At 65.4% G+C, this 19,083-nt stretch carries 18 protein-coding genes and 1 pseudogene; 7 read left to right on the top strand and 12 right to left on the bottom strand.

All coding sequences use genetic code 11. The features are described from left to right. Positions 1-123: 123 nt before the first annotated feature. From M9H71_RS13985 to nthA, 3 genes are read right to left on the bottom strand one after another with little or no spacing between them, the layout of a single operon-like run. Positions 124-513 (bottom strand): nitrile hydratase accessory protein, encoded by a 390-nt coding sequence (locus M9H71_RS13985; RefSeq protein WP_455405581.1) that lies wholly within the window; start codon positions 511-513, stop codon positions 124-126. After that, on the bottom strand, positions 513-1,169 hold the full coding sequence (gene nthB / locus M9H71_RS13980) for a nitrile hydratase subunit beta (RefSeq protein ID WP_455405580.1): 657 nt from the start codon (positions 1,167-1,169) through the stop codon (positions 513-515). Before nthB ends, M9H71_RS13985 begins: the two co-directional genes overlap by 1 nt. Further along, the gene (gene nthA, locus M9H71_RS13975; protein WP_455405579.1) at positions 1,166-1,798 is read right to left on the bottom strand and encodes a nitrile hydratase subunit alpha; all 633 of its coding nucleotides are present in this window, start codon (positions 1,796-1,798) and stop codon (positions 1,166-1,168) included. Before nthA ends, nthB begins: the two co-directional genes overlap by 4 nt. A gap of 91 nt (positions 1,799-1,889) precedes the next feature. Between nthA and M9H71_RS13970 the strand changes: the two are divergent. Continuing rightward, a pseudogene (locus M9H71_RS13970) lies at positions 1,890-2,574 on the top strand (enoyl-CoA hydratase/isomerase family protein). 55 nt (positions 2,575-2,629) lie between these two features. Beyond that, a complete protein-coding gene (locus M9H71_RS13965; RefSeq protein WP_455405578.1) occupies positions 2,630-2,953 on the top strand; it encodes a YdhR family protein in 324 nt (107 codons plus the stop codon). A gap of 6 nt (positions 2,954-2,959) precedes the next feature. Here M9H71_RS13965 and M9H71_RS13960 read toward each other — a convergent pair whose 3' ends face one another. Beyond that, on the bottom strand, positions 2,960-5,023 hold the full coding sequence (locus tag M9H71_RS13960; RefSeq protein ID WP_455405577.1) for an ATP-dependent helicase: 2,064 nt from the start codon (positions 5,021-5,023) through the stop codon (positions 2,960-2,962). A gap of 246 nt (positions 5,024-5,269) precedes the next feature. Between M9H71_RS13960 and M9H71_RS13955 the strand changes: the two genes are divergently transcribed. Further along, positions 5,270-5,785, top strand: coding sequence for a collagen-like protein (locus M9H71_RS13955; protein WP_455405576.1), 516 nt, complete (start codon positions 5,270-5,272; stop codon positions 5,783-5,785). Positions 5,786-6,032: 247 nt separating this feature from the next. Further along, positions 6,033-6,866, top strand: coding sequence for a DUF3471 domain-containing protein (locus M9H71_RS13950; RefSeq protein WP_455405575.1), 834 nt, complete (start codon positions 6,033-6,035; stop codon positions 6,864-6,866). A gap of 51 nt (positions 6,867-6,917) precedes the next feature. Here M9H71_RS13950 and pdxY read toward each other — a convergent pair whose 3' ends face one another. Both pdxY and M9H71_RS13940 read right to left on the bottom strand, forming a co-directional pair. Then, on the bottom strand, positions 6,918-7,784 hold the full coding sequence (gene pdxY, locus M9H71_RS13945; RefSeq protein WP_455405574.1) for a pyridoxal kinase: 867 nt from the start codon (positions 7,782-7,784) through the stop codon (positions 6,918-6,920). Then, on the bottom strand, positions 7,781-9,013 hold the full coding sequence (locus tag M9H71_RS13940; protein ID WP_455405573.1) for a benzoate/H(+) symporter BenE family transporter: 1,233 nt from the start codon (positions 9,011-9,013) through the stop codon (positions 7,781-7,783). The genes pdxY and M9H71_RS13940 overlap by 4 nt, the downstream gene beginning before the upstream one ends. A 110-nt stretch (positions 9,014-9,123) precedes the next feature. On the opposite strand from M9H71_RS13940, the gene pdxR reads away from it, so the two are divergent. The 3 genes from pdxR (at position 9,124) to M9H71_RS13925 (ending at position 12,877) form a co-directional block, all read left to right on the top strand. Then, positions 9,124-10,614: a MocR-like pyridoxine biosynthesis transcription factor PdxR gene (gene pdxR / locus M9H71_RS13935; protein WP_455405572.1), complete on the top strand. Its 1,491-nt coding sequence runs from the start codon at positions 9,124-9,126 to the stop codon at positions 10,612-10,614. Positions 10,615-10,769: 155 nt separating this feature from the next. Next, positions 10,770-12,074 (top strand): serine hydroxymethyltransferase, encoded by a 1,305-nt coding sequence (locus M9H71_RS13930; RefSeq protein ID WP_455405571.1) that lies wholly within the window; start codon positions 10,770-10,772, stop codon positions 12,072-12,074. A 20-nt stretch (positions 12,075-12,094) separates the two neighbouring features. Continuing rightward, positions 12,095-12,877: a YggS family pyridoxal phosphate-dependent enzyme gene (locus M9H71_RS13925; protein ID WP_455405660.1), complete on the top strand. Its 783-nt coding sequence runs from the start codon at positions 12,095-12,097 to the stop codon at positions 12,875-12,877. A 16-nt stretch (positions 12,878-12,893) separates the two neighbouring features. Here M9H71_RS13925 and mnhG read toward each other — a convergent pair whose 3' ends face one another. From mnhG to M9H71_RS13895, 6 genes are read right to left on the bottom strand one after another with little or no spacing between them, the layout of a single operon-like run. Next, positions 12,894-13,271 (bottom strand): monovalent cation/H(+) antiporter subunit G, encoded by a 378-nt coding sequence (mnhG, locus tag M9H71_RS13920; RefSeq protein ID WP_230763556.1) that lies wholly within the window; start codon positions 13,269-13,271, stop codon positions 12,894-12,896. Beyond that, the gene (locus tag M9H71_RS13915) at positions 13,268-13,549 is read right to left on the bottom strand and encodes a K+/H+ antiporter subunit F (RefSeq protein ID WP_164601224.1); all 282 of its coding nucleotides are present in this window, start codon (positions 13,547-13,549) and stop codon (positions 13,268-13,270) included. Before M9H71_RS13915 ends, mnhG begins: the two co-directional genes overlap by 4 nt. Next, a complete protein-coding gene (locus tag M9H71_RS13910; RefSeq protein WP_164601226.1) occupies positions 13,546-14,034 on the bottom strand; it encodes a Na+/H+ antiporter subunit E in 489 nt (162 codons plus the stop codon). The genes M9H71_RS13915 and M9H71_RS13910 overlap by 4 nt, the downstream gene beginning before the upstream one ends. Continuing rightward, positions 14,031-15,665, bottom strand: coding sequence for a monovalent cation/H+ antiporter subunit D (locus M9H71_RS13905; RefSeq protein ID WP_455405570.1), 1,635 nt, complete (start codon positions 15,663-15,665; stop codon positions 14,031-14,033). The genes M9H71_RS13910 and M9H71_RS13905 overlap by 4 nt, the downstream gene beginning before the upstream one ends. Then, positions 15,662-16,003 (bottom strand): Na+/H+ antiporter subunit C, encoded by a 342-nt coding sequence (locus M9H71_RS13900; RefSeq protein ID WP_455405569.1) that lies wholly within the window; start codon positions 16,001-16,003, stop codon positions 15,662-15,664. The genes M9H71_RS13905 and M9H71_RS13900 overlap by 4 nt, the downstream gene beginning before the upstream one ends. After that, positions 16,003-18,921, bottom strand: a complete 2,919-nt coding sequence (locus M9H71_RS13895; RefSeq protein WP_455405568.1) for a monovalent cation/H+ antiporter subunit A — start codon at positions 18,919-18,921, stop codon at positions 16,003-16,005. Before M9H71_RS13895 ends, M9H71_RS13900 begins: the two co-directional genes overlap by 1 nt. Between the last annotated feature and the right edge of the window lie 162 nt (positions 18,922-19,083).

The raw sequence follows: 19,083 nt of genomic DNA, 5'->3' as shown, positions 1-19,083 counted from the left end.
CGATCGAGGTGCAGACAGCGGAGACCTTAGCGTCGAATGGTTCTAGCTCTGTTGATTGGATTCAATCGCGGGACAAACTTGTTCCGTCAACGTTAACATGGCGGATTTGCAACCAATCGCGGGTCAGGTGGGCGAAAAATCGCTTGGATCGAGCGTGATCGGCTGGCCGTGCGGCGTGCGATCGGCGGCGCGGTCCCAGGCATCGCGATAGCGGAGCTGCGTCTCGGAACTGGCGACACCCTTGGTGGCCACCAGGCGCTCCAGGGTCGCCAGCCAATGGCGGTAGTAGGTGTCGCCGCAATCGGGGTCTCCGGCGGTTTGGGCACGGCGGATTTCAGCGGCGAGTTCCGCCGCCCATTCCGGCCAAGTGAACAGCCCGCGGCCGTGCAGTGTCACCGCCATCGCAAAGGCGTGCGCCTCCCATGGCTCGCGAAACACCGGACCGTCGTCGTCGCGCGGCAGGCCGGGAACGCTGCGGGCAGCGATCGCCGCTGCTTCGGTCTGGCTACTCATCATGCCGGCTCCAGATAGGAATCCCAGGCGTCGACCGAGACCCGGGAAGCCGGATCGGCGTCGTCGCCCCACAATTCGCGAGCCTCGAACGCCACTGTGTACAGCCATTGCGGCTGTTCGCCGCCGCCATGGGCGTGGCTGTCGGGAAAGACGTGCGCGCCGTGCACCAGTTCGACCGTACCGATGCGACCGCGGACGTAGCGCGGCAGGCGGATGTGGGTTCGCGGATGCAGTTCCCTGGCGCGCACCCGGTCGCCGACGCCGAACCGGGCAGGGACGGGGGCGTCGCGTTCGGTCGGCGTACCGCGCGCCAGCATCGGCGCAACATCGGCAGCCTTGAGCACAGGTACATCCTTTGGCGGATGCAGCGGTGATCCGGCGGCGATCTCGTCGGCTGTGACGAGGCCGCGCTCGGCCATCAGCGCTTCGAGGCCGGCGAGCCAGAGCTGATAGTAGCTCATCGACAGATAATCGACCGGGGCGCGGTTCTCGCGGGCGAACCGGGACATGTCGATGTTCCAGCCGCCGGGCCGGCCCATCGCCAGCGTCAGCGCAAAGGCGCGCCGTTCCCAGGCCGCGTGAAACAGCGGTTCATCAGGCTCGGGCATCACCGGCCCAAAGCCGTCCATGCCGCCCATGTCGTGTGCGCCGTTCATGCCGTAAGCTCCGATGGCATGCGGGCGACGCCAGTGCCGATCATGCTGTCGCGGGTGACGAGATCGGCGAGCTGATCTTCGCTGAGGCCGTCGCTGCCGTTGGGCCGCATCGGGATCACCAGATAGCGGATCTCCGCGGTGGAATCCCAAACGCGGATCGAAGTGCCCTGCGGCAGCGTCACGCCGAATTCGCCCAGCACCGCGCGCGGCTCCTTGACCACGCGCGATCGATACGGCGCCGATTTGTACCAGACCGGCGGTAGGCCGAGCACAGACCAGGGGTAGCAGGAGCACAGCGTGCACACGACCATGTTGTGGGTCGCAGGCGTGTTCTCGACCGCGACGATGTGCTCGCCTTGGCGGCCGGTATAGCCGAGCTCGGCGATCGCCGCGGTGGCGTCGTGCAGCAGCCGCTGCCGATAGGCAGGATCGCTCCACGCTTTGGCGACCACCCGGGCACCGTTGCGCGGCCCGACCTTGGTCTCGTAGGTCTCGATCAGCGCATCCAGCGCGGCGGGATCGACGTAGCCCTTTTCGGTGAGGATGGTTTCGAGCGCGCGCACCCGCAGCTCGGTCTCCGACAATTCGGAATGGTCGTGATCGTGGTGGTGAAGATGCTCGCTGCTCATGCGTCGCAAGATAGATTGGATTTTGCCGCGCTGTCGAGCGGCGAGGCTGCTAGACTCGGCGCAACCAAGAGCAACGGCCGGGGAGGACAGCGTGAGAGGATGCGTGACCATCGAACGGGGGCTGGGACCGGAAGGACGTGTGGCGATCGTCAGGTTCGACCGCGGCGACGGCCTCAACGCGCTGTCACCGGATGCGATGCGACAACTCACCGACGCTGCTCGCAGTTTCGAGGACGACACGAACTCCTCGGTTGTGGTGTTGACCGGCTGTGCGACCGCGTTCAGCGCCGGCTTCGACCTGAAGGATCCCGAGGGCCGAAGCCGGGCCGAGATGGATCTAGGCGCGCTGCGACGGCATCTCAAGATCGGGCCGCGGCTGACGCGTGCGTGGCACGAGATCGAGCAGGTGACGATCGCGGCGATCGAAGGCTTCTGCATCGGCGGCGGCGTCGCTCTGGCGGTTGCGCTGGATTTCCGCGTGATGGCCAGCGATGCGCATTTGCGCGTGCCGGAAATCGGCCTCGGCATGAACATGAGCTGGCAGAGCGTGCCGCGGATGCTGCATCTCATCGGACCGGCGCGCACCAAACAGCGCGCAGCCACCGATGCCGGTGATGATGACCAAGCTGACGGTCAACCGGCTGACCCATGCGCTCGACGATCTCGCGAGCCACATGGACCTCGATCAATTCGCACTCGCCGGCTTCAGCGACGATCACCGCGAAGGCGTCGACGCCTTCTTGCAACGCCGCAAACCGCGGTTCCGCGGCCGGTGAGGGGACGCCGGGCCGTGGATGCGTTACACTGCCCAAAAATAGCAAGGAGGCATCGATGATCACCACCGTCGTGCAGTTTCACATGGCGACGCCGATCAGCCTGGAAGAGGCGAAGAAGCGGTTCGAGAGCAGCGCGCCGAAATACCAAAAGCTGCCGGGCCTGATCCGCAAATACTACATCCGCTCTGAAGACGGCATGACTGCCGGCGGAATCTATCTCTGGGAGAACCGCGCGGCCGCTGAAGCCGTCTATGCCGGCGAATGGCGCGCCCGCGTCGCCGCGCTGTACGGCGCAGAGCCGGTAATGACCTGGTTCGACAGCCCCGTCATCGTCGACAACGCCGACGGCGGTACGATTACCACCAGCGCGGCAGCGTGATCGCAACTACGTCCACATCCGCCGCATCCGCGAGTTGATGTCGATACGCGGGACGCGCTGGGCTGCGGCCGCGGCGGCTTCGGGAGCGACGCGAGGCCAACTGGTGCGCTCGAACAGCGGCAGCAGCCGGTCGGGGATGAAGCGGGTGCGTGCCGCGTAGACGTGACGGTCGCCTTGCGCGTTCTGGCCGTGGGTGAAGAAGCGCTGCGGCACGACCAGGTGCAGATCGTCCTTCGCCCGCGTCATTGCGACATAGAGCAGGCGGCGCTCTTCCTCGATCTCGGCCGAGGTGCCCGTACCGAGGTCGGACGGCATGCAGCCGTCGACGACGTTGAGCACGAACACCTGCTTCCATTCCTGCCCCTTGGCGGAATGGATCGTCGACAGGATCAGATAGTCGTCATCAAGCGTCGGCACGCCGGCCTGATCGGAGGTCGCATCCGGCGGATCGAGCGTCAGTTCGGTGAGGAAGCGTTCGCGCGACGGATAGCCTGATGCGATCTGCGCGAGCTGCACCAGGTCGGCACGGCGGGTTTCGGCGTCCTCATGGATGCGGTCGAGATGGGGCGCGTACCAGATCAGCGCACGTTCGATCTCCGCCGGCCAGCCGGCATCGCCGCTGCGCAGCTCCTGCACCGCTTCGACGAAGCCTCGCCAGTCGGCACCGGCGCGCGGCGGTGCGGGCAGGGTGGCGAGCGAGCCGAGCGGATCGGCCTCGGGGGCGAGCGCATCCAAGGCCTTTTGCGCCGAGGCCGGGCCCACGCCCTGCATCAGCAGCATCACCCGGAAGCCAGCGACGCGGTCGCGCGGGTTCTGCACGAAGCGCAGCAGCGCCAGCATGTCCTTGACGTGGGCAGCATCGAGAAACTTCAGTCCGCCGAATTTGACGAATGGGATGTTGCGTCGGGTCAGTTCGAGCTCGAGCGGTGCCGAATGCGACGATGTGCGGAACAGCACCGCCTGCTGCTTCAGCGTCGCGCCGCCCTCGCGTGCGTCGAGCACGCGCTCGACGATGTAGCGCGCCTGATCGGCCTCGTCGCGGACGCCGACCAGTAATGGCGGTGCGCCTCCGGCGCGGTCGGTCCACAGATTCTTGGTGAAGCGCTCGCGCGCCAGATCGATCACGCCATTGGCGGCCGACAGGATCGCCTGGGTCGAGCGATAGTTGCGATCCAGCGTGACGACGCGGGCGGGCGGATTGAACGCCTTCGGGAAGTCGAGAATGTTGCGCACCGTCGCAGCTCGAAACGAATAGATCGCCTGGGCATCGTCTCCGACCACGGTGAGGCCCGTGCCGTCGGGCTTCAGCGCCAGCAGCACGCGCGCCTGCAGCGCGTTGGTGTCTTGATACTCATCGACCAGCACATGATCGAACCGTCCGCCGATCTCCTCGGCAAAGGCCGGCTCCTCCATCACCTGCGCCCAGTACAGTAAGAGGTCGTCGTAATCGAGCACGTTGTGGCGCTGTTTGGCGTCCACATAGGCGGCGAACAGTTGCTTGAGCTCGGCGGCCCAGCCAGCACACCACGGATAGTTGGCGCCGAGCACGACGTCGAGCGGTTGGCCGGCATTGACGCAGCGTGAGTAGATCGACAGGCAGGTCGCCTTGGCCGGAAACCGGGCTTCGGTCTTGGAGAAGCCGAGATCGTGCCGGACCAGATTCATCAGGTCGGCTGAGTCCTCCCGGTCGTGGATGGTGAAGCCGGGATCGAGCCCGATCCGCTCGGCATAGTCGCGCAGCAGCCGGGCGCCGATGCCGTGGAACGTACCGGCCCAATGCAGGCCGCCGCTCAGCGCGGAAGCGCGATCGCCGAGCACTTTGCGGGCGATCCGCTCGACCCGGCGGGTCATCTCGGCGGCCGCGCGGCGCGAGAACGTCATCAGCAGGATGCGATACGGGTCGGCACCGCCGACCACCAGATGCGCGACCCGATGAGCCAGCGTGTTGGTCTTGCCGCTGCCGGCGCCGGCGATCACCAGCAGCGGCGGGCAGCTTGCCGCCGCGCCATGCTCGACGGCGCAGCGTTGCTCTGGATTGAGACCGTCGAGAATCGGAGCGGGCAGAGACACGAATCAGCGCCTGTCGGGTGAAGACCTGACGCTTCCAGATTCCTGCTTTGTTCGCAATGGCGTTTCGCCGGCCTCGTGTTGCATCCGATTGCGCCGGCAAGGACTGTCCGATGGCGCGCGGAAAAAAATGTCACGGGCTGCCGGCTATGCTGCCGCGGAGTTGGGTTATGATTCAGGCGGTCGCGGATGGTCCGCGATCGCGTTGCAGCGCGGCAAGCGACGCCGTGAGGACAGAGGGGAAGCTGGATGGTGCGAGGATCCTTATTGGTAGGGGCGGCGATCGTGGTGATGACCTCGGCGAACGCGCTGGCTCTCGATCTCGATACCGTGGCGATCGAGCGCGGCAAGCTGGTGATCAGTGGCAAGACCGCCAAGGGCGGGCAGGAGGTCGAGGTCGTCGGCACCGGCGACAAGGTCAAGAGCTCGTCGTCGCGTCGCTTCAAGTTCTCGCTCAGCTATCTGCCCGAGACCTGCAAGATCGATCTGAAAGCCGGCGACCAGACCGCCAAGGACCTGATTGTCGCCAATTGTGGCCTGCGCGGACCGAAGGGCGAGGCGGGCCCGGCCGGTCCGGCCGGCCCCGCTGGTCCAAAGGGTGATACCGGACCGGCCGGTCCCGCAGGTCCGAAGGGCGACGCCGGTCCGGCTGGTCCGGCCGGCCCTGCGGGTCCCGCCGGCGCGAAGGGCGACGCTGGTCCCAAGGGCGATGCTGGCCCGGCAGGACCGAAGGGCGAGGCCGGGGAGGCCGCACCGAAGAACTGATCGGTCATTTAGAGCGATCCGGCCCCGCGGCAGCGTGCCGCGTGGTCGCGATCGCTCGCCGCTGCGCATGGGTTTGACACCGAGTTGGGAGTGCGCCAGAATCTGCGTCGGGTAGATACGACCCGCCGCTTGCGCCCTGTCCGGGGAAGGTGAACGTATCGCAACGACCCGCGTCTCCCTCTTGCCGAGGCGAACGGAGTCAGTAACGCAAGCATCTGACCTGATCAGTTCGCCCTGCAGAGGGTTCATGATGCGCGATTTCCGCGACGCAAAGGCCATGGCGCAGACGTTGCGCGAGGCCATCAAGCCGAAAGCCGAACTCACCCACAGCGAGAGCCTGGAGCTGATCGCCAAGGTTCTTGGCTGCCAGAATTGGAACGTCCTGTCGGCCGCGGTGCAGTCGGCCGGCGGCGCAGCGCGAGATTCGTCAGCCGCCCGGAGCGATTCATCCGAGCCGCACGAGATCCGGCTCGATCCCGTGATCCTCGATCGCTACGTGGGATTTTATCATCTCGCCGAGCAGGGGGTGATGACGATCAGCCGCGAAGATGGCCGGCTCACTTCGCGTCTCACCGGCCAGCCCGGCGTGCCGCTGTTTGCCGAGAGCCGGACGAAATTCTTCGCCAGGGTCGTCAACGCGCAGATCAGCTTCGTGACGGATGCAGTGGGCGTTGCGCAGTCGCTGGTACTGCATCAGAACGGCCTCGACATTCCGATGCCGCGGATCGACGCCAATGAGGCGCGGCGGATCGAAGAGCTCGTCGCCGAGCGGCTGACGGGCGGCCAGCCGAGCCCCGGCACGGAGGCCGCGCTGCGCCGCCTGATCGAAGGGTTCCGCAGCGGTCAACCTCACTACGACGAGATGACGGAGGTGGTCGCCGAAGCGACCAGACAGCAAATGCCCACGCTACAGTCGGAGATCAGCGACGCCGGGCCGGCCGGCTTGGTCGAGTTCGTCGGCGTCGGCAATGGCGGCGTCGACGTCTACCTTGTTCGCCACGAGCAGCGGATGCTCTATTGGCGGATCGCTTTGAACGCCCGCGGCGCAATCTCGACCGCCTGGGTGTCGCCGGGCCTGTAGCGTTTCAGGCGCCGCAAGCCGACGACGGCAAATACGATTGATGTTCCGTCGTCATCGAGGAGGCTCCTTCCAGGCGGGGCGGAGCGCCTCGATGACGCCGGCAAGCTGCATCTCGTGGTCTCCACCGGCTGTGGTGCGGTTCAGGACGTCGAGGACGATGGTGGCGGCGCGGCGCGCCGCATCGACCAGATTGAGATTGTCTGCGAGTCCCGCAGTGAGAAGCCCGGTGTAGAGATCGCCGGTTCCGGCGGCTGCCATCTCCAGGCGTGGCGAGGGCAGTCGCGTGGAGGTCGCGTCTTCGAATACGATATTCTCGAGAGAGCCGTTCGGCGTATCCGCTAGCCTGCAACTGGTGACGACCACTTTGGCTCGCCGCGAGGTCTGGATCTTGTGGACCGCCGCTTCGAGCTCGGGCCATGTCGTCGGCGGGCTGCCAGCGATCAGTCCGACCTCGAACTGGTTGGGCGTCAGCAGATCGGCGAGCGGGACGAGTTCGTTGCAGATGCACGCGACGACCTGATCGGCGACGAAGACCCCGACATGGGCGTCTCCCATCACCGGATCGCAGATGTAGGTGATGGTGGGATTGAGCTGCCTTGCTCTTTTGACGAAGGCGGCGACCACGTCGCCGTTGGCGGGCGAGCCGAGATAGCCGGACACGATGTAGCGGCTTTTCTCGATCAGCCCGCGCTCTTCCACCCCGCGCAGCAGGTCACCGACCAGTTCGGCGTCCAGCACCCGGCCGCGGGTCGTCGGAAAGCCCGGATGGTTGGAGAGCAGCGTTGTCGGGACCGCCGCCACGTTCAGCCCGTGGACCTGCATTGGCAGCACTGCGGCGCTGTTGCCGACGTGCCCATGCACGACCTGGCTCTGAATCGAAATGATGGAGGTCGTCATCGGCTTGGTCCCGTGATTCATTTCGCGGTCGTGTCAACCGCAGGGAGGTCGGTGGTCGCGAGGGAAGGGCCGCGGCCATTGAGGACAAGATAGGCGAGTCCGCCGATCAGCAGCCCCCAGAATGCGCCGCCGATGCCGAGCAGTTTGATGTTCGCGGCGGACGCCAGGAAGGTGATCAATGCTGCCTCGCGCGTGGTTGGATCTGCCATCGCCCCGGCAAGGCTGCCGCCGATCGTGCCGAGCAGGGCCAGCCCAGCGAGGGTGGTGATGAAGGTGGCTGGAAAGGCCATGAACACGGCAGCGAGCGTAACGCCAAACACACCCACCAGCACGTAGAAGCAGCCCGCCGCGATGCCGGCAATCCATCTCTTGGACGGGTCTTCATGAGCCTCCTTGCCCGTGGCGATTGCCGCCGTGATCGCCGCGATGTTGAAGGCATGCGAGCCGAACGGCGCCATGATGAGCGAGCCCAAACCTGTGACGGTGACGATCGGATTGGCGCTGGTCTTGAAGCCGTCGTTCCGCAACACCAGCATTCCCGGCATGTATTGACCGGTGAGCGTGATCAGGAACAGCGGCAACGCAACCGAGAGCAGTGCATTCAGCGAAAATTCCGGCATGCTGAACACCGGCGCAGCCAGCACCAGCTCGAGGCCTGACAGATCGACCCGCCCTTGCGTCAGCAGGAACGCGACCCCGAGCAGCAGGATGCCGACCACGGCATAACGCGCGGAAAAGCGCTTCAACGCGACGTAGGCAGCGACCAGCAAGCCGACGAGCCACGGATCGACGCTGGCGCCGCCGAAGGCTCCGATGCCGAACTGCAGCAGAATGCCGGCCAGCAAACCCGAGGCGATTCCGGGCGGGATCAGGCGGATCACCTTCTCGAAATAGCCCGACATGCCGAGCACAACGAACGCCGCTGCCGAGATCATGTAGGCGCCGATCGCTTCCGGATAAGGCGTCGTCGCCAGAGCGGTGACCAAGAACGCTGCTGCCGGCGTCGACCATGCGGTGATGATCGGCTCACGGTAGCGCAGGCTCAGGACTAGCCCGGTCAATCCGACGCCGATCGAGATCGACCAGACCCAGGATGCGGTGAGTTCGGGATTGAGGCCACCGATCTTGGCGGCCTGAAACACCAGGATGAAGGTGCCGCCGTAGTTGACGATCACCGAGATCAGACCGGCGATGACCGGATGGGTGAGGTCGCCGAGGCGGACAGCGGAAGGCGAAGGGCAGGGCGACATGCGTCTGAGAGTCTTCTGGTTGAGAAAGCGGGAGCGCGCTGGTCGCATTGACATTTAAGCCCTCGATGGCCTGATGAGCCCATCCATTTCCCGCAATAGGGGCAGACCATTTGTTCAGGCACTCCCAGCTCGAATCCGTCAAAGCCTGGGTCGCACATCCGGCTCACGCGGCGATGCCGCTGCACGCGCGGGTTCAGCGTGCCATCCGTCAGCTGATCGTCGACGGTGCGCTGGGTGCAGGCAAGCCGCTGCCCGCTTCGCGCGCGCTCGCTCAATCGCTGGGCGTGTCGCGCGATACGATCGAAGCGGCCTACGGCCAGCTTCATGCCGAGGGCTTCATCGAGCGGCGCGTGGGCAGCGGCAGCTTTGTCGCGGAGATGACCGAATTCAAGCCGGGCCGGCGGCTGTCGCAGCGGGACGCGCTGAGCCGCAACCAGGCACCGAATCTCAGCAAACGCGGAGCTGCAATGTTCGGCAGCGGCGGCGTTCGCGAGCAGCTATCGCCGCGGCCGTTCGTCCATGGTGTGCCGGAAACGCGCACCTTCCCAGTTCAGCTCTGGGATCGGCTGGAACGCCAAGTCCGGAAGGAGTTGGGCGTGCAGACGCTGCTTCACTGCGACCCGCAGGGCACCGAGCCGCTTCGCCGCGCGATCGCCGACTACGTAAATCTCGAGCGCGGCGGACGCGCATCGGCGGATCGGGTTCTGGTGCTCACCAGTTCGCAGCAGGCGATGTCACTGTGCGCGAATATGCTGCTCGATCCCGGCGATCGCATCTTCATCGAAGACCCTGCCTATTACGGCGCGCGTAAAGCGTTCGATGCTGCGGGTCTGGAGTGCGTTCCGATTCCGGTCGATCGGCAGGGCCTTATCGTCGAACAGATCACGGCCCAGCCGCGCCGGGCCAAGGCCGTCTTTCTCACGCCGTCCCACCAGTTTCCGACCGGCGCGACGCTGGCGCTGGATCGCCGTCTCGCACTGATCGAATGGGCGGCGCGGCATCAGGCTTGGATCATTGAGGACGACTACGACAGCGAATTCCATTACTCCGGCAAGCCGACGGCTTGCGTGCAAGGTCTCGATCCGCACGACCGGACCGTCTACATCGGCACCTTCACCAAATCGCTGTTTCCGGGCTTGCGGATCGGCTACGTCGTCTTGCCGCCTCAACTCGTGATGCCGATGACGGTCGCCCGCACCCTGCTGGACGGTCACAGCGCCTCAATGGCACAGTTCACACTGGCTCGTTTCATGGAAGGCGGACATTTCGGCGCCCATGTTCGCACGATGCGCGGCGTCTATGCCGAGCGCCTCGACGTGCTGGCCCGTCTGGTCGGAAAGTATCTCTCCGATTTCGTCGAGCCGCGCGTGCCGATCGGCGGCCTGCAACTCCCCTGCGTGCTGACGTGTGACCTTGCGGAGCGTACCGCCGTCGAAGCCGCACACCGTGTCGGGATCGAGTTGCTCGGTCTGTCCGGGTTGCATCACGCCCGCGGCGGCGAGGCCGGCTTCCTGATGGGCTTTGCTGCGTATACGCCGCTCGAGATCGAAGCCGCGGTGAGGAAGTTGGCCAAAGCCCTTCGGGCAGCCGCGAGACCTTGAGCCGCGACGCGGTCCCACCGTGACAAATTGGTCTGGTCATGGGGTCAGAAGTGGATGGATGTGCCAGACCATGCCCATGCTAGCTGCTGATCAACGAGACCGCGCGCAGGCTTCCGTCGCACGCGGCACAGTCGTCCAGGTCAAGGAGATCAGCCATGGGCACATCGGTCGCGCAGCATGCCGTCCACACCACCGCAAACCCGAGCGTGAGGGCTGCCGGTCTGGCCGCGGCCGACCATGCTGTTGCCGCTGCGATCGCCAAAGAGGAAAGTCGCCAGCGCGACTCGATCGAGTTGATCGCCTCGGAGAACTTCGTCAGCCGGGCGGTTCTCGATGCGCAGGGATCGGTGCTGACCAACAAATATGCCGAAGGCTATCCGCATCGTCGCTACTACGGCGGTTGCGCGAACGTGGACGCGGTCGAGGATCTGGCGATTGCACGCGTCAATGAGCTGTTCGGCAGCACTTACGCCAACGTCCAGCCGCATTCCGGAAGCCAGGCCAATCAGGCGGTGCTTCTGGCGTTGCTCGCACCCGGCGATACGATCCTTGGCCTGGACTTGAAGGCTGGCGGCCATTTGACCCATGGCGCAGCGGTCAACATGTCCGGCCGCTGGTTCAAGGCCGTCAGCTATGGCGTCGACCCCGAAACCCACCGCATCGACATGGATCAGGTGTCGGCGCTGGCGCACCAGCATCGACCGAGGCTACTGATCGCCGGCGGGTCGGCCTATCCGCGGATCATGGATTTCGGCCGCTTCCGTCAGATCGCCGACGAGGTCGGGGCAATCCTGATGGTCGACATGGCGCATTTCGCGGGCCTTGTGGCCGGCGGCGTCTATCCTTCCCCCATTCCGTTCGCCGATGTCGTGACCTCGACGACGCACAAGACGCTCCGTGGGCCGCGCGGCGGTTTCGTTCTGAGCAATGATGCGGACATCGCCAAGAAGATCAACTCGGCGACGTTCCCTGGGCTTCAGGGCGGTCCGCTGATGCATGTCATCGCCGGCAAGGCTGTCGCCTTTGGCGAAGCGCTGCAACCGGAATTCAAGGATTATGCGAAGGCCGTCGTTGAGAATTGCCGTGTCCTGGCCCAAGCGCTTGCGGATGGCGGACTGACGATCACCTCCGGCGGCACCGACTGTCATCTCGCCGTTGTCGACCTGCGGCCATTCGGCGTGACCGGCAATATCGCCGAGCAGGCCTTGGAGTCGGTGGGGATCACGCTCAACAAGAACGCAATTCCGAACGATCCGGAGAAGCCGATGGTGACGTCGGGCATTCGGGTCGGTACGGCCGCCGGCACGTCCCGCGGCTTCGGCACGGACCAATATCGTGAGATCGCCAGCCTTGTGCTCGACACGCTGCACGCCGTCCGCGATGGGACGTTGGACGCAGAGCGGATCGAGATCAACGCGCGTGTGCGCCGGCTCGTCGCGCGCTTTCCGCTGCCTTACTGACCGGGACGCTTTGCATCATGATGCCTGCCAGTGTTGAGCTCTCGCCGAACGAGGTCGCACGTTTCGGCGCCGATCCTGCTACGGCCTTTGCCACGAATCTGGCGCTTGTTCGGGATCGCATCGCGGCAGCCTGCCAACGCTGCGGGCGGCGCCTCGATGACGTGCGTCTTTTGCCCGTTACCAAAACTGTGCCGGCCAGTGTGCTTCGCCATGCCTATGCGGCCGGCATTTCCGATTTCGGCGAGAACAAGCTTCAGGAAGCCCGCGACAAGCGGGCTATCCTCGCGGATCTGCCGATCCGATGGTCGATCATCGGCCACCTTCAGACCAACAAGGTGAAGTATCTCGCCAGGCTTGCCGACGAATTCCATGCCCTCGACAGTCTGCGCCTCGCTGATGAACTGAATCGTCGCCTGGATGCGGTGGGACGGGACCTCGACGTGTTCGTGCAGGTCAACACCTCGGGCGAGGCGAGCAAGTACGGACTTTCACCTGGTGATCTTGTTCCGTTCGTTCAGCGTTTGACCGACTACCCGAGGCTCAAGCCACGCGGTCTGATGACGCTCGCGATCTTCAGTGCCGATGAAGAACGCGTTCGCAGTTGCTTCCGGCTGCTCCGCGACCTGCGCGATCGCGCCACCGACGTTCACCCCGGATTGACGCATCTGTCGATGGGCATGTCGGGTGATTTCGAGATCGCGATCGAGGAGGGGGCGACGGTGGTGCGGGTCGGACAGGCGATCTTTGGCGCCCGGCCGACCAGCGATCAGTACTACTGGCCGGAAACGAACGTCGATCGGTAGGTGCGGCAAAGCCGGGTCAGCGCAGCTCCTCGTCCCCGGGCGTTTGCTTGGCGCGGCGGACGATGTCGTCGATGTGCCCTTCTGCGGTGTCGCGGAACAGGGCTGCGCGCACCAGCAGCATCAGCGTCACCGGGGTGGTGATAGTGACAAAGCCGAGGATCAGCACCTCGTGCAGCAGAGGTCGCGATTCCAGCAGCGAGAAGCAGAGCATCGATGCGCCGCAGATGAAGGCGGTGCCGAGCGTAGTGCCGAGGGTCGGCGCGTGTGCGCGCTGATAGAACCCGTCGAGCCGCAGCATTCCGAGCGACCCGATCAGGGTAATGCCGGCGCCGAGCAGCAACAGCAGCGCCACGCACCACGCCGCCCAGGCCGGAAGCTCCGCCGCATGGGTCATTCGATCACCTCGCCGCGCATCAGGAATTTGGCCAGTGCCACCGTACCGACGAAGCCGAGCAGGGCGATGACCAAGGCCGCTTCGAAATACACGTCGCTGCCGGTGCGGATGCCGACCGTCAACATCATCAGCATGGCATTGACGTAAAGCGTATCGAGTCCGAGCACGCGATCCTGGGCGCGCGGGCCGACCAGCATCCGATAGGCGGCGCAGGCCATGGCGACGGCGAGCATCATCTGCGCGATCACGACCGACCAAGTCAGAACCACACTGCTCATTCGAAGATCTCCAACAGCCGGCGTTCGTAGCGCCCTTTGATGCGTTCGACCCACTCGCTCTCATCGACGAGATCGAGAACGTGAAGCTGCAGCACGCCGGTCTCCCGGGTGAAGTTCACCCATAGCGTGCCGGGCGTCGAGGTGATGATGCAGGCCAGCACCGCGAGCCCCTGACGGCTGCGCAGATCGAGCGGGATATCGACGAAGCCGGAGGTGATGTTGTTGCGCTGGCCGCCGAGGATGATGCTGCCGACCGCGATATTCGACCGGATCACGTCGATCAGCACCAAGCCGGCGAGCTGGATGATCGCGCTCGGATTGCGCACGCGGTCGGCATCGGACTGCAACAACCGCAACAGCCAGCCGCCCATCAGGGCGAACAGGCTGCCGAGCAGGATCGGGCCGAGCGACAGGCTCTGGCTGAGCCACAGCCACATCGCCAGCAGGCACAGCGAGATCAGCGGAAACGGCAACAGCCTGGTCATGAGCCGCCTCCGGTCTTGATGCGCGACGGCGACGGCGACAACACGCTGTCGGTATAGGCCGAAGGCGCGTGCAGCGAATTGGCCGCGCCCTGCATGTAGCTCAGCGCGGGCTGCGGCTGAACGGTCATGGCCACGCAGCCGAGCAGCAGAAGCGCGATCGGCACGATCTCCGCCAGCCGCACCCGCGGGTCGGCGCGCTCGGTCGGCGACCACAGCGTGCGAATGCCGGCGCGGGTCATGGCGATCAACATGGTCAGGCCGGACAGCATCAACAGCGCCAGCAGGGTCCAGCTCAGCGGCGAGATGCCGGCGGCGGCGTCGTCGCCGAGCAGCGCCGTGAGCATCGCGAATTTGGCGATGAAGCCCGACACCGGCGGCAGACCGGCGATCACCGCGGCGCAGCCGACGAAGCACCAACCGAGGATCGCCATCGAGGCCGGGATCACGAGGCCGACTTCCTCGGCATCCGGATCGTCCGGCATGTCCTCGCCATAGGCCTCGCGCGTCACCGCCAGCATGTCGGCGCCGGGATCACGGCCGCGTTCGAGCAGCTCGATCAGCATGAAGAACGCCGCAATCGCCAGCGTCGAGTTGACCAAATAGAAAAGCGCCGCGGCGGTCACGGCAGGCTGGCCGACCGCGGCTGCGACCGCCAGCACGGTGCCGGACGACACCAGGACGGCATAGCCAGCGAGCCGCGAGATTTCCTGCGACGCCAGCGCTCCGATCAGGCCGAACAGGATCGTTGCGATGCCGGCGGCGATCAGCCAGTTGGCGCCGAACATCGCCGATGCGCCGCTGTCCGCGCCGAACAACAGCAGCGACAGTCGCAGTAGGATGTAGATGCCAACCTTGCTCATGATCGCGAAGATCGCCGCGACCGGCGCGGCGGCCGCGGCGTAGGTCGTCGGCAGCCAGAAGCACAGCGGCCACATCCCGGCCTTGACAAGGAACGCAACGCCGAGCACTGCGGCGCCAGCTTCCAGCAGCGCGCGGTCCTGCGCCGGCACATGCGGAATTCGGATCGCGAGATCGGCCATGTTGAGTGTGCCGGTGACCGCGTAGATCAGGCTGACGCCGATCAGAAACAGCACCGAGGCGGTGAGGTTGACGGCAATGTATTGCAGGCCGGCGCGCACCCGCGCTGGTCCCGAACCGTGCAGCACAAGACCGTAGGACGCCGCCAGCAGCAGTTCGAAGAATACGAACAGGTTGAACAGGTCGCCGGTCAGGAACGCGCCGTTCAGCCCCATCAGCAGGAACTGCACCAGCGAATGGAAATGCGCGCCGAGCCGCTGCCATCCGGCGGTCGCGAACACAGTGGAGGCGAATGCGAGCAGGCTGGTGAGCGCCAGCATCAGGGCCGACAGCCGGTCAGCCACCAGCACGATCGCAAATGGCGCCGGCCAGTCGCCGAGCCGGTACACCGCGATCGGTGCGGCCCCGGTTACGGTCGCGGTATCCGCAGCGCGCATCAGTAGCAGCGCAGTGATGCCCATCAGCACGATCGAGCCGAGATTGGCGAACGCCTTGATCTGCTGGTGGCGCTCGTCGATCAGCAGCATCGCCGCGCCGACGAACAGCGGCAGCAGGATCGGAAGAATGATCAGATGGTCGGTCCAGTTCGTCATTCGGGATCCCGGCCGTCGACGTGGTCGTTCCCGGTGAGGCCGCGCGAGGCCAGCAGCACCACCAGAAACAAAGCAGTGGTGGCGAAGCTGATGACGATGGCGGTGAGCACCAGCGCCTGCGGCAGCGGGTCGGCGAACGCCTGCGGATCGCCGATCTGACCTTTCTCCAAGATGGCGGCGGCACCGACCTTGAGCCGGCCCGTGCTGAAAATGAACAGGTTGACCGCATAGGACAGCAGCGCCAAGCCGATGATCACCTGGAAGGTGCGCGGCCGCAGCAACAGCCAGACTCCGGAGCCGGTCAGCACGGCGATGGCAAGTGAGACGATCAGTTCCATCAGTTGGTCTCGGGCATTAAGGCGCGGCCGGGTGCGGGGCGGCGATGACCGCGGATCGATTGGTGCGCCAGCGCCAGCAGCATCAGCGCGGTAGCGCCGACCACCAGCGAGAACACGCCGAGGTCGAACAGCGCCGCGCTGGCGAGCGGCACCTTGCCGATCCACGGGATGTCAGCATAGGCGAAGGCCGAGGTCAGGAATGGGCGCGCCAGCGGCAGCGCTGCAGCACCGGTGAACAGCGCCAATAGCAGGCCGATGCCGATCCAGCGCAGCGGGTGGATACGCAGCCGCGCCTCGATCCATCGGGCGCCGCCCGCCATGTATTGCAGGATCAGCGCCGCGGCCATCGCGATGCCGGCGACGAAGCCGCCGCCCGGCTGATCGTGGCCGCGCAGCAGGAGGTACATCGCTGCGATGAAGATGAACGGAAACAAGAGCTGCATGATCATCGCCGGCACTTCGAGATAATCGGCGATGGTGTCGCCCTTGCTCCGATCGGCGGCCGCATCGTCACGCTCGTCCTGCAGCCGTTGCTGTTCGGGGATATCGATACTGTCGGCGGCGGGGCGGAAGCGGCGAAGCAGCGCGAATACCGTCAGCGCCACCACGGCCAGCACCGTGATCTCGCCGAGCGTATCGAAGCCGCGGAAGTCCACCAGGATGACGTTGACCACATTGGTGCCGCCTCCGTCGGAATAAGCGTGTTGCAGAAAGAACCGCGACAGGCTGTCGGGCGCCGCACGAGTCATCACCGCATAGGCCAGCACCCCGACACCGGTGCCGGCGGCGGTCGCGACCGCGAGGTCGCGAATCCGTTGGACGCGTTTGAGGACGCTCCGGTTGGCGGTAATCTCTCCGGTTTCGAGTTGCTTCGGCAGCCAACGCAGCCCGAGCAGCAACAGGACCGTGGTGACGATCTCGACGCCGATCTGGGTCAGCGCCAGATCCGGTGCGGAAAACCACACGAAGGTGAGGCAGGTCGTCAGGCCCGATCCGCCGATCAGGATCAGAGCAGCGAGGCGATGGAATTTGGCCAGCGCGGTGCCGCCGAGCGCGCAGGCAATGCCGACGGCCCAGACCAACGCCAGCGCCGGATCGATCCCGTCGAGCGCGACCGGAGCCAGGCTGAGACCGTGAAGCAACGCCGGCAATGCAGCGGCCACCAGGGCGACGCTGACCAGCAGCAGGAGTTGCGGCTGCAGCCGACGGGTGCCGAATACCCGCTCGATGCCGCGCGCCCAGCGCCAAGATACCGTCACCAGCACGAGATCGAACAGCCGCTGGGTCTTGAACCGCCCGGCGAAGAGCGAACTTCGCAGCCCATGCTGCAGCGGTTTGCGCAATAAAAGGTATAGAACTACGCCACCGACCAACGCGATCACACTCATCAGCAGCGGCCAGTTGAAGCCGTGCCATATCGCGAGGCTGTAATACGGCGTCGCTGAGCCGAGCACCGAGTGGACCGCGAGCTGGAGAAACGGCCCGATCGTCAGCGACGGCACGATGCCCACCACCAGACAGGTGAGTACCAACAGCTCGACCGGAAACCGCATCCAGCGCGGCGGCTCGTGCGGCGTGCGGGGCAGGTCCGTCGGCGGCGGTCCGAAGAACACTTCGCGGATGAAGCGCAGCGAATACGCCACCGTGAACATGCTGGCGAGCGTGACGATATAGGGCAGGGCATCGTCGAGGATCGAGCCGTCGTGGGTCTCGATGGTTTCGGCGAAGAACATCTCCTTCGACAGAAAGCCGTTGAGCAGCGGCACGCCCGCCATCGATGCGGCAGCCACGATTGCCAGCGCGCCGGTCTTCGGCATGAACTTCCACAGTCCGCTGAGGCGGCGGAGGTCGCGCGTGCCGGTTTCGTGGTCGATGATGCCCGCCGCCATGAACAGCGACGCCTTGAAGGTGGCATGGTTGAAAACGTGGAAGATCGCCGCGACCAGCGCCAGCGGCCGATCGAGGCCGATCAGCAGCGTGATCAGGCCGAGATGGCTGATGGTGGAGTAGGCGAGCAGACCTTTCAGGTCGTTCTGGAATACCGCGAGATAGGCGCCGACGATGAATGTCGCGAGCCCGGCTGTTCCGACGATCCACAGCCATTCATTGGTGCCACCCAGCACCGGCCACAACCGCACCAGCAGGAACACGCCGGCCTTCACCATGGTGGCGGAGTGCAAATAGGCCGAGACCGGAGTCGGCGCAGTCATCGCCCGCGGCAGCCAGAAGTGGAACGGGAACTGCGCGCTCTTGGTCAGCGCGCCAAGCAGGATCAGGATCAGCGTCGGCACATACAGCGCGTGGCCGCGGACCTCGGCACCGGCCGCCAGCACGGCGTCGAGATCGTAGCTGCCGACGATATGGCCGAGCAGGACGACACCGGCAAACAGGCACAGCCCGCCGGTCCCGGTGACCGTCAGCGCGACGCGGGCGCCTTCGCGGGCTGCGGCGTTGTGGTGCCAGTAGCCGATCAGCAGAAACGAGAACAGGCTGGTGAGCTCCCAGAAGAACACCAACTGGATCAGGTTGCCGGACAGCACGATGCCCAGCATCGCACCCATGAAGCCCTGCAGGAACGAGAAGAACCGCGGCACCGGATCGGACGGCGACATGTAGTAGCGCGCATACAGAACGACGAGCGCGCCGATCGCAGTAATCAGGCACGCGAACGCCCAGGCGAAGCCGTCCAGCCGTAACGTGAAGCTCAGACCGGCCTGCGGCAGCCAGTCGAGCTGATAGCGGATCGGTGCCGCCTCGGTCCCAGGATACAGCAAAGCCAGCAGGCCGAGACATCCGAGCGCGACGGCGGCGGCGAGCCAGGCCTCGGCGTTACGCGCATTGGCCGGCAGGAGTGCCGCAATCAGGCTGCCGGCGAACGGAAGAAGGATGACCGCGAGAAGATAGACATTCTGCGGCATTCTGGGTCCTTCCGATCCGGTTTGTCGTTCCGCAGCCCTTTCGGCAACGTTCTTAGCTGTGGTTCATTTTATGGGGTTTGCGAGCGTCCGGAGCAAGACCATTGAGCCGCGTCGAACCCGCGCGGCAGCGCACAGGCCTTGGATCGATGCGACGTTTTGGCT

This window comes from Rhodopseudomonas parapalustris, from assembly GCF_053772255.1.
The sequence above is the reverse complement of the archived record's forward strand: the minus strand, read 5'-3'. Positions and strand labels throughout refer to the sequence as shown.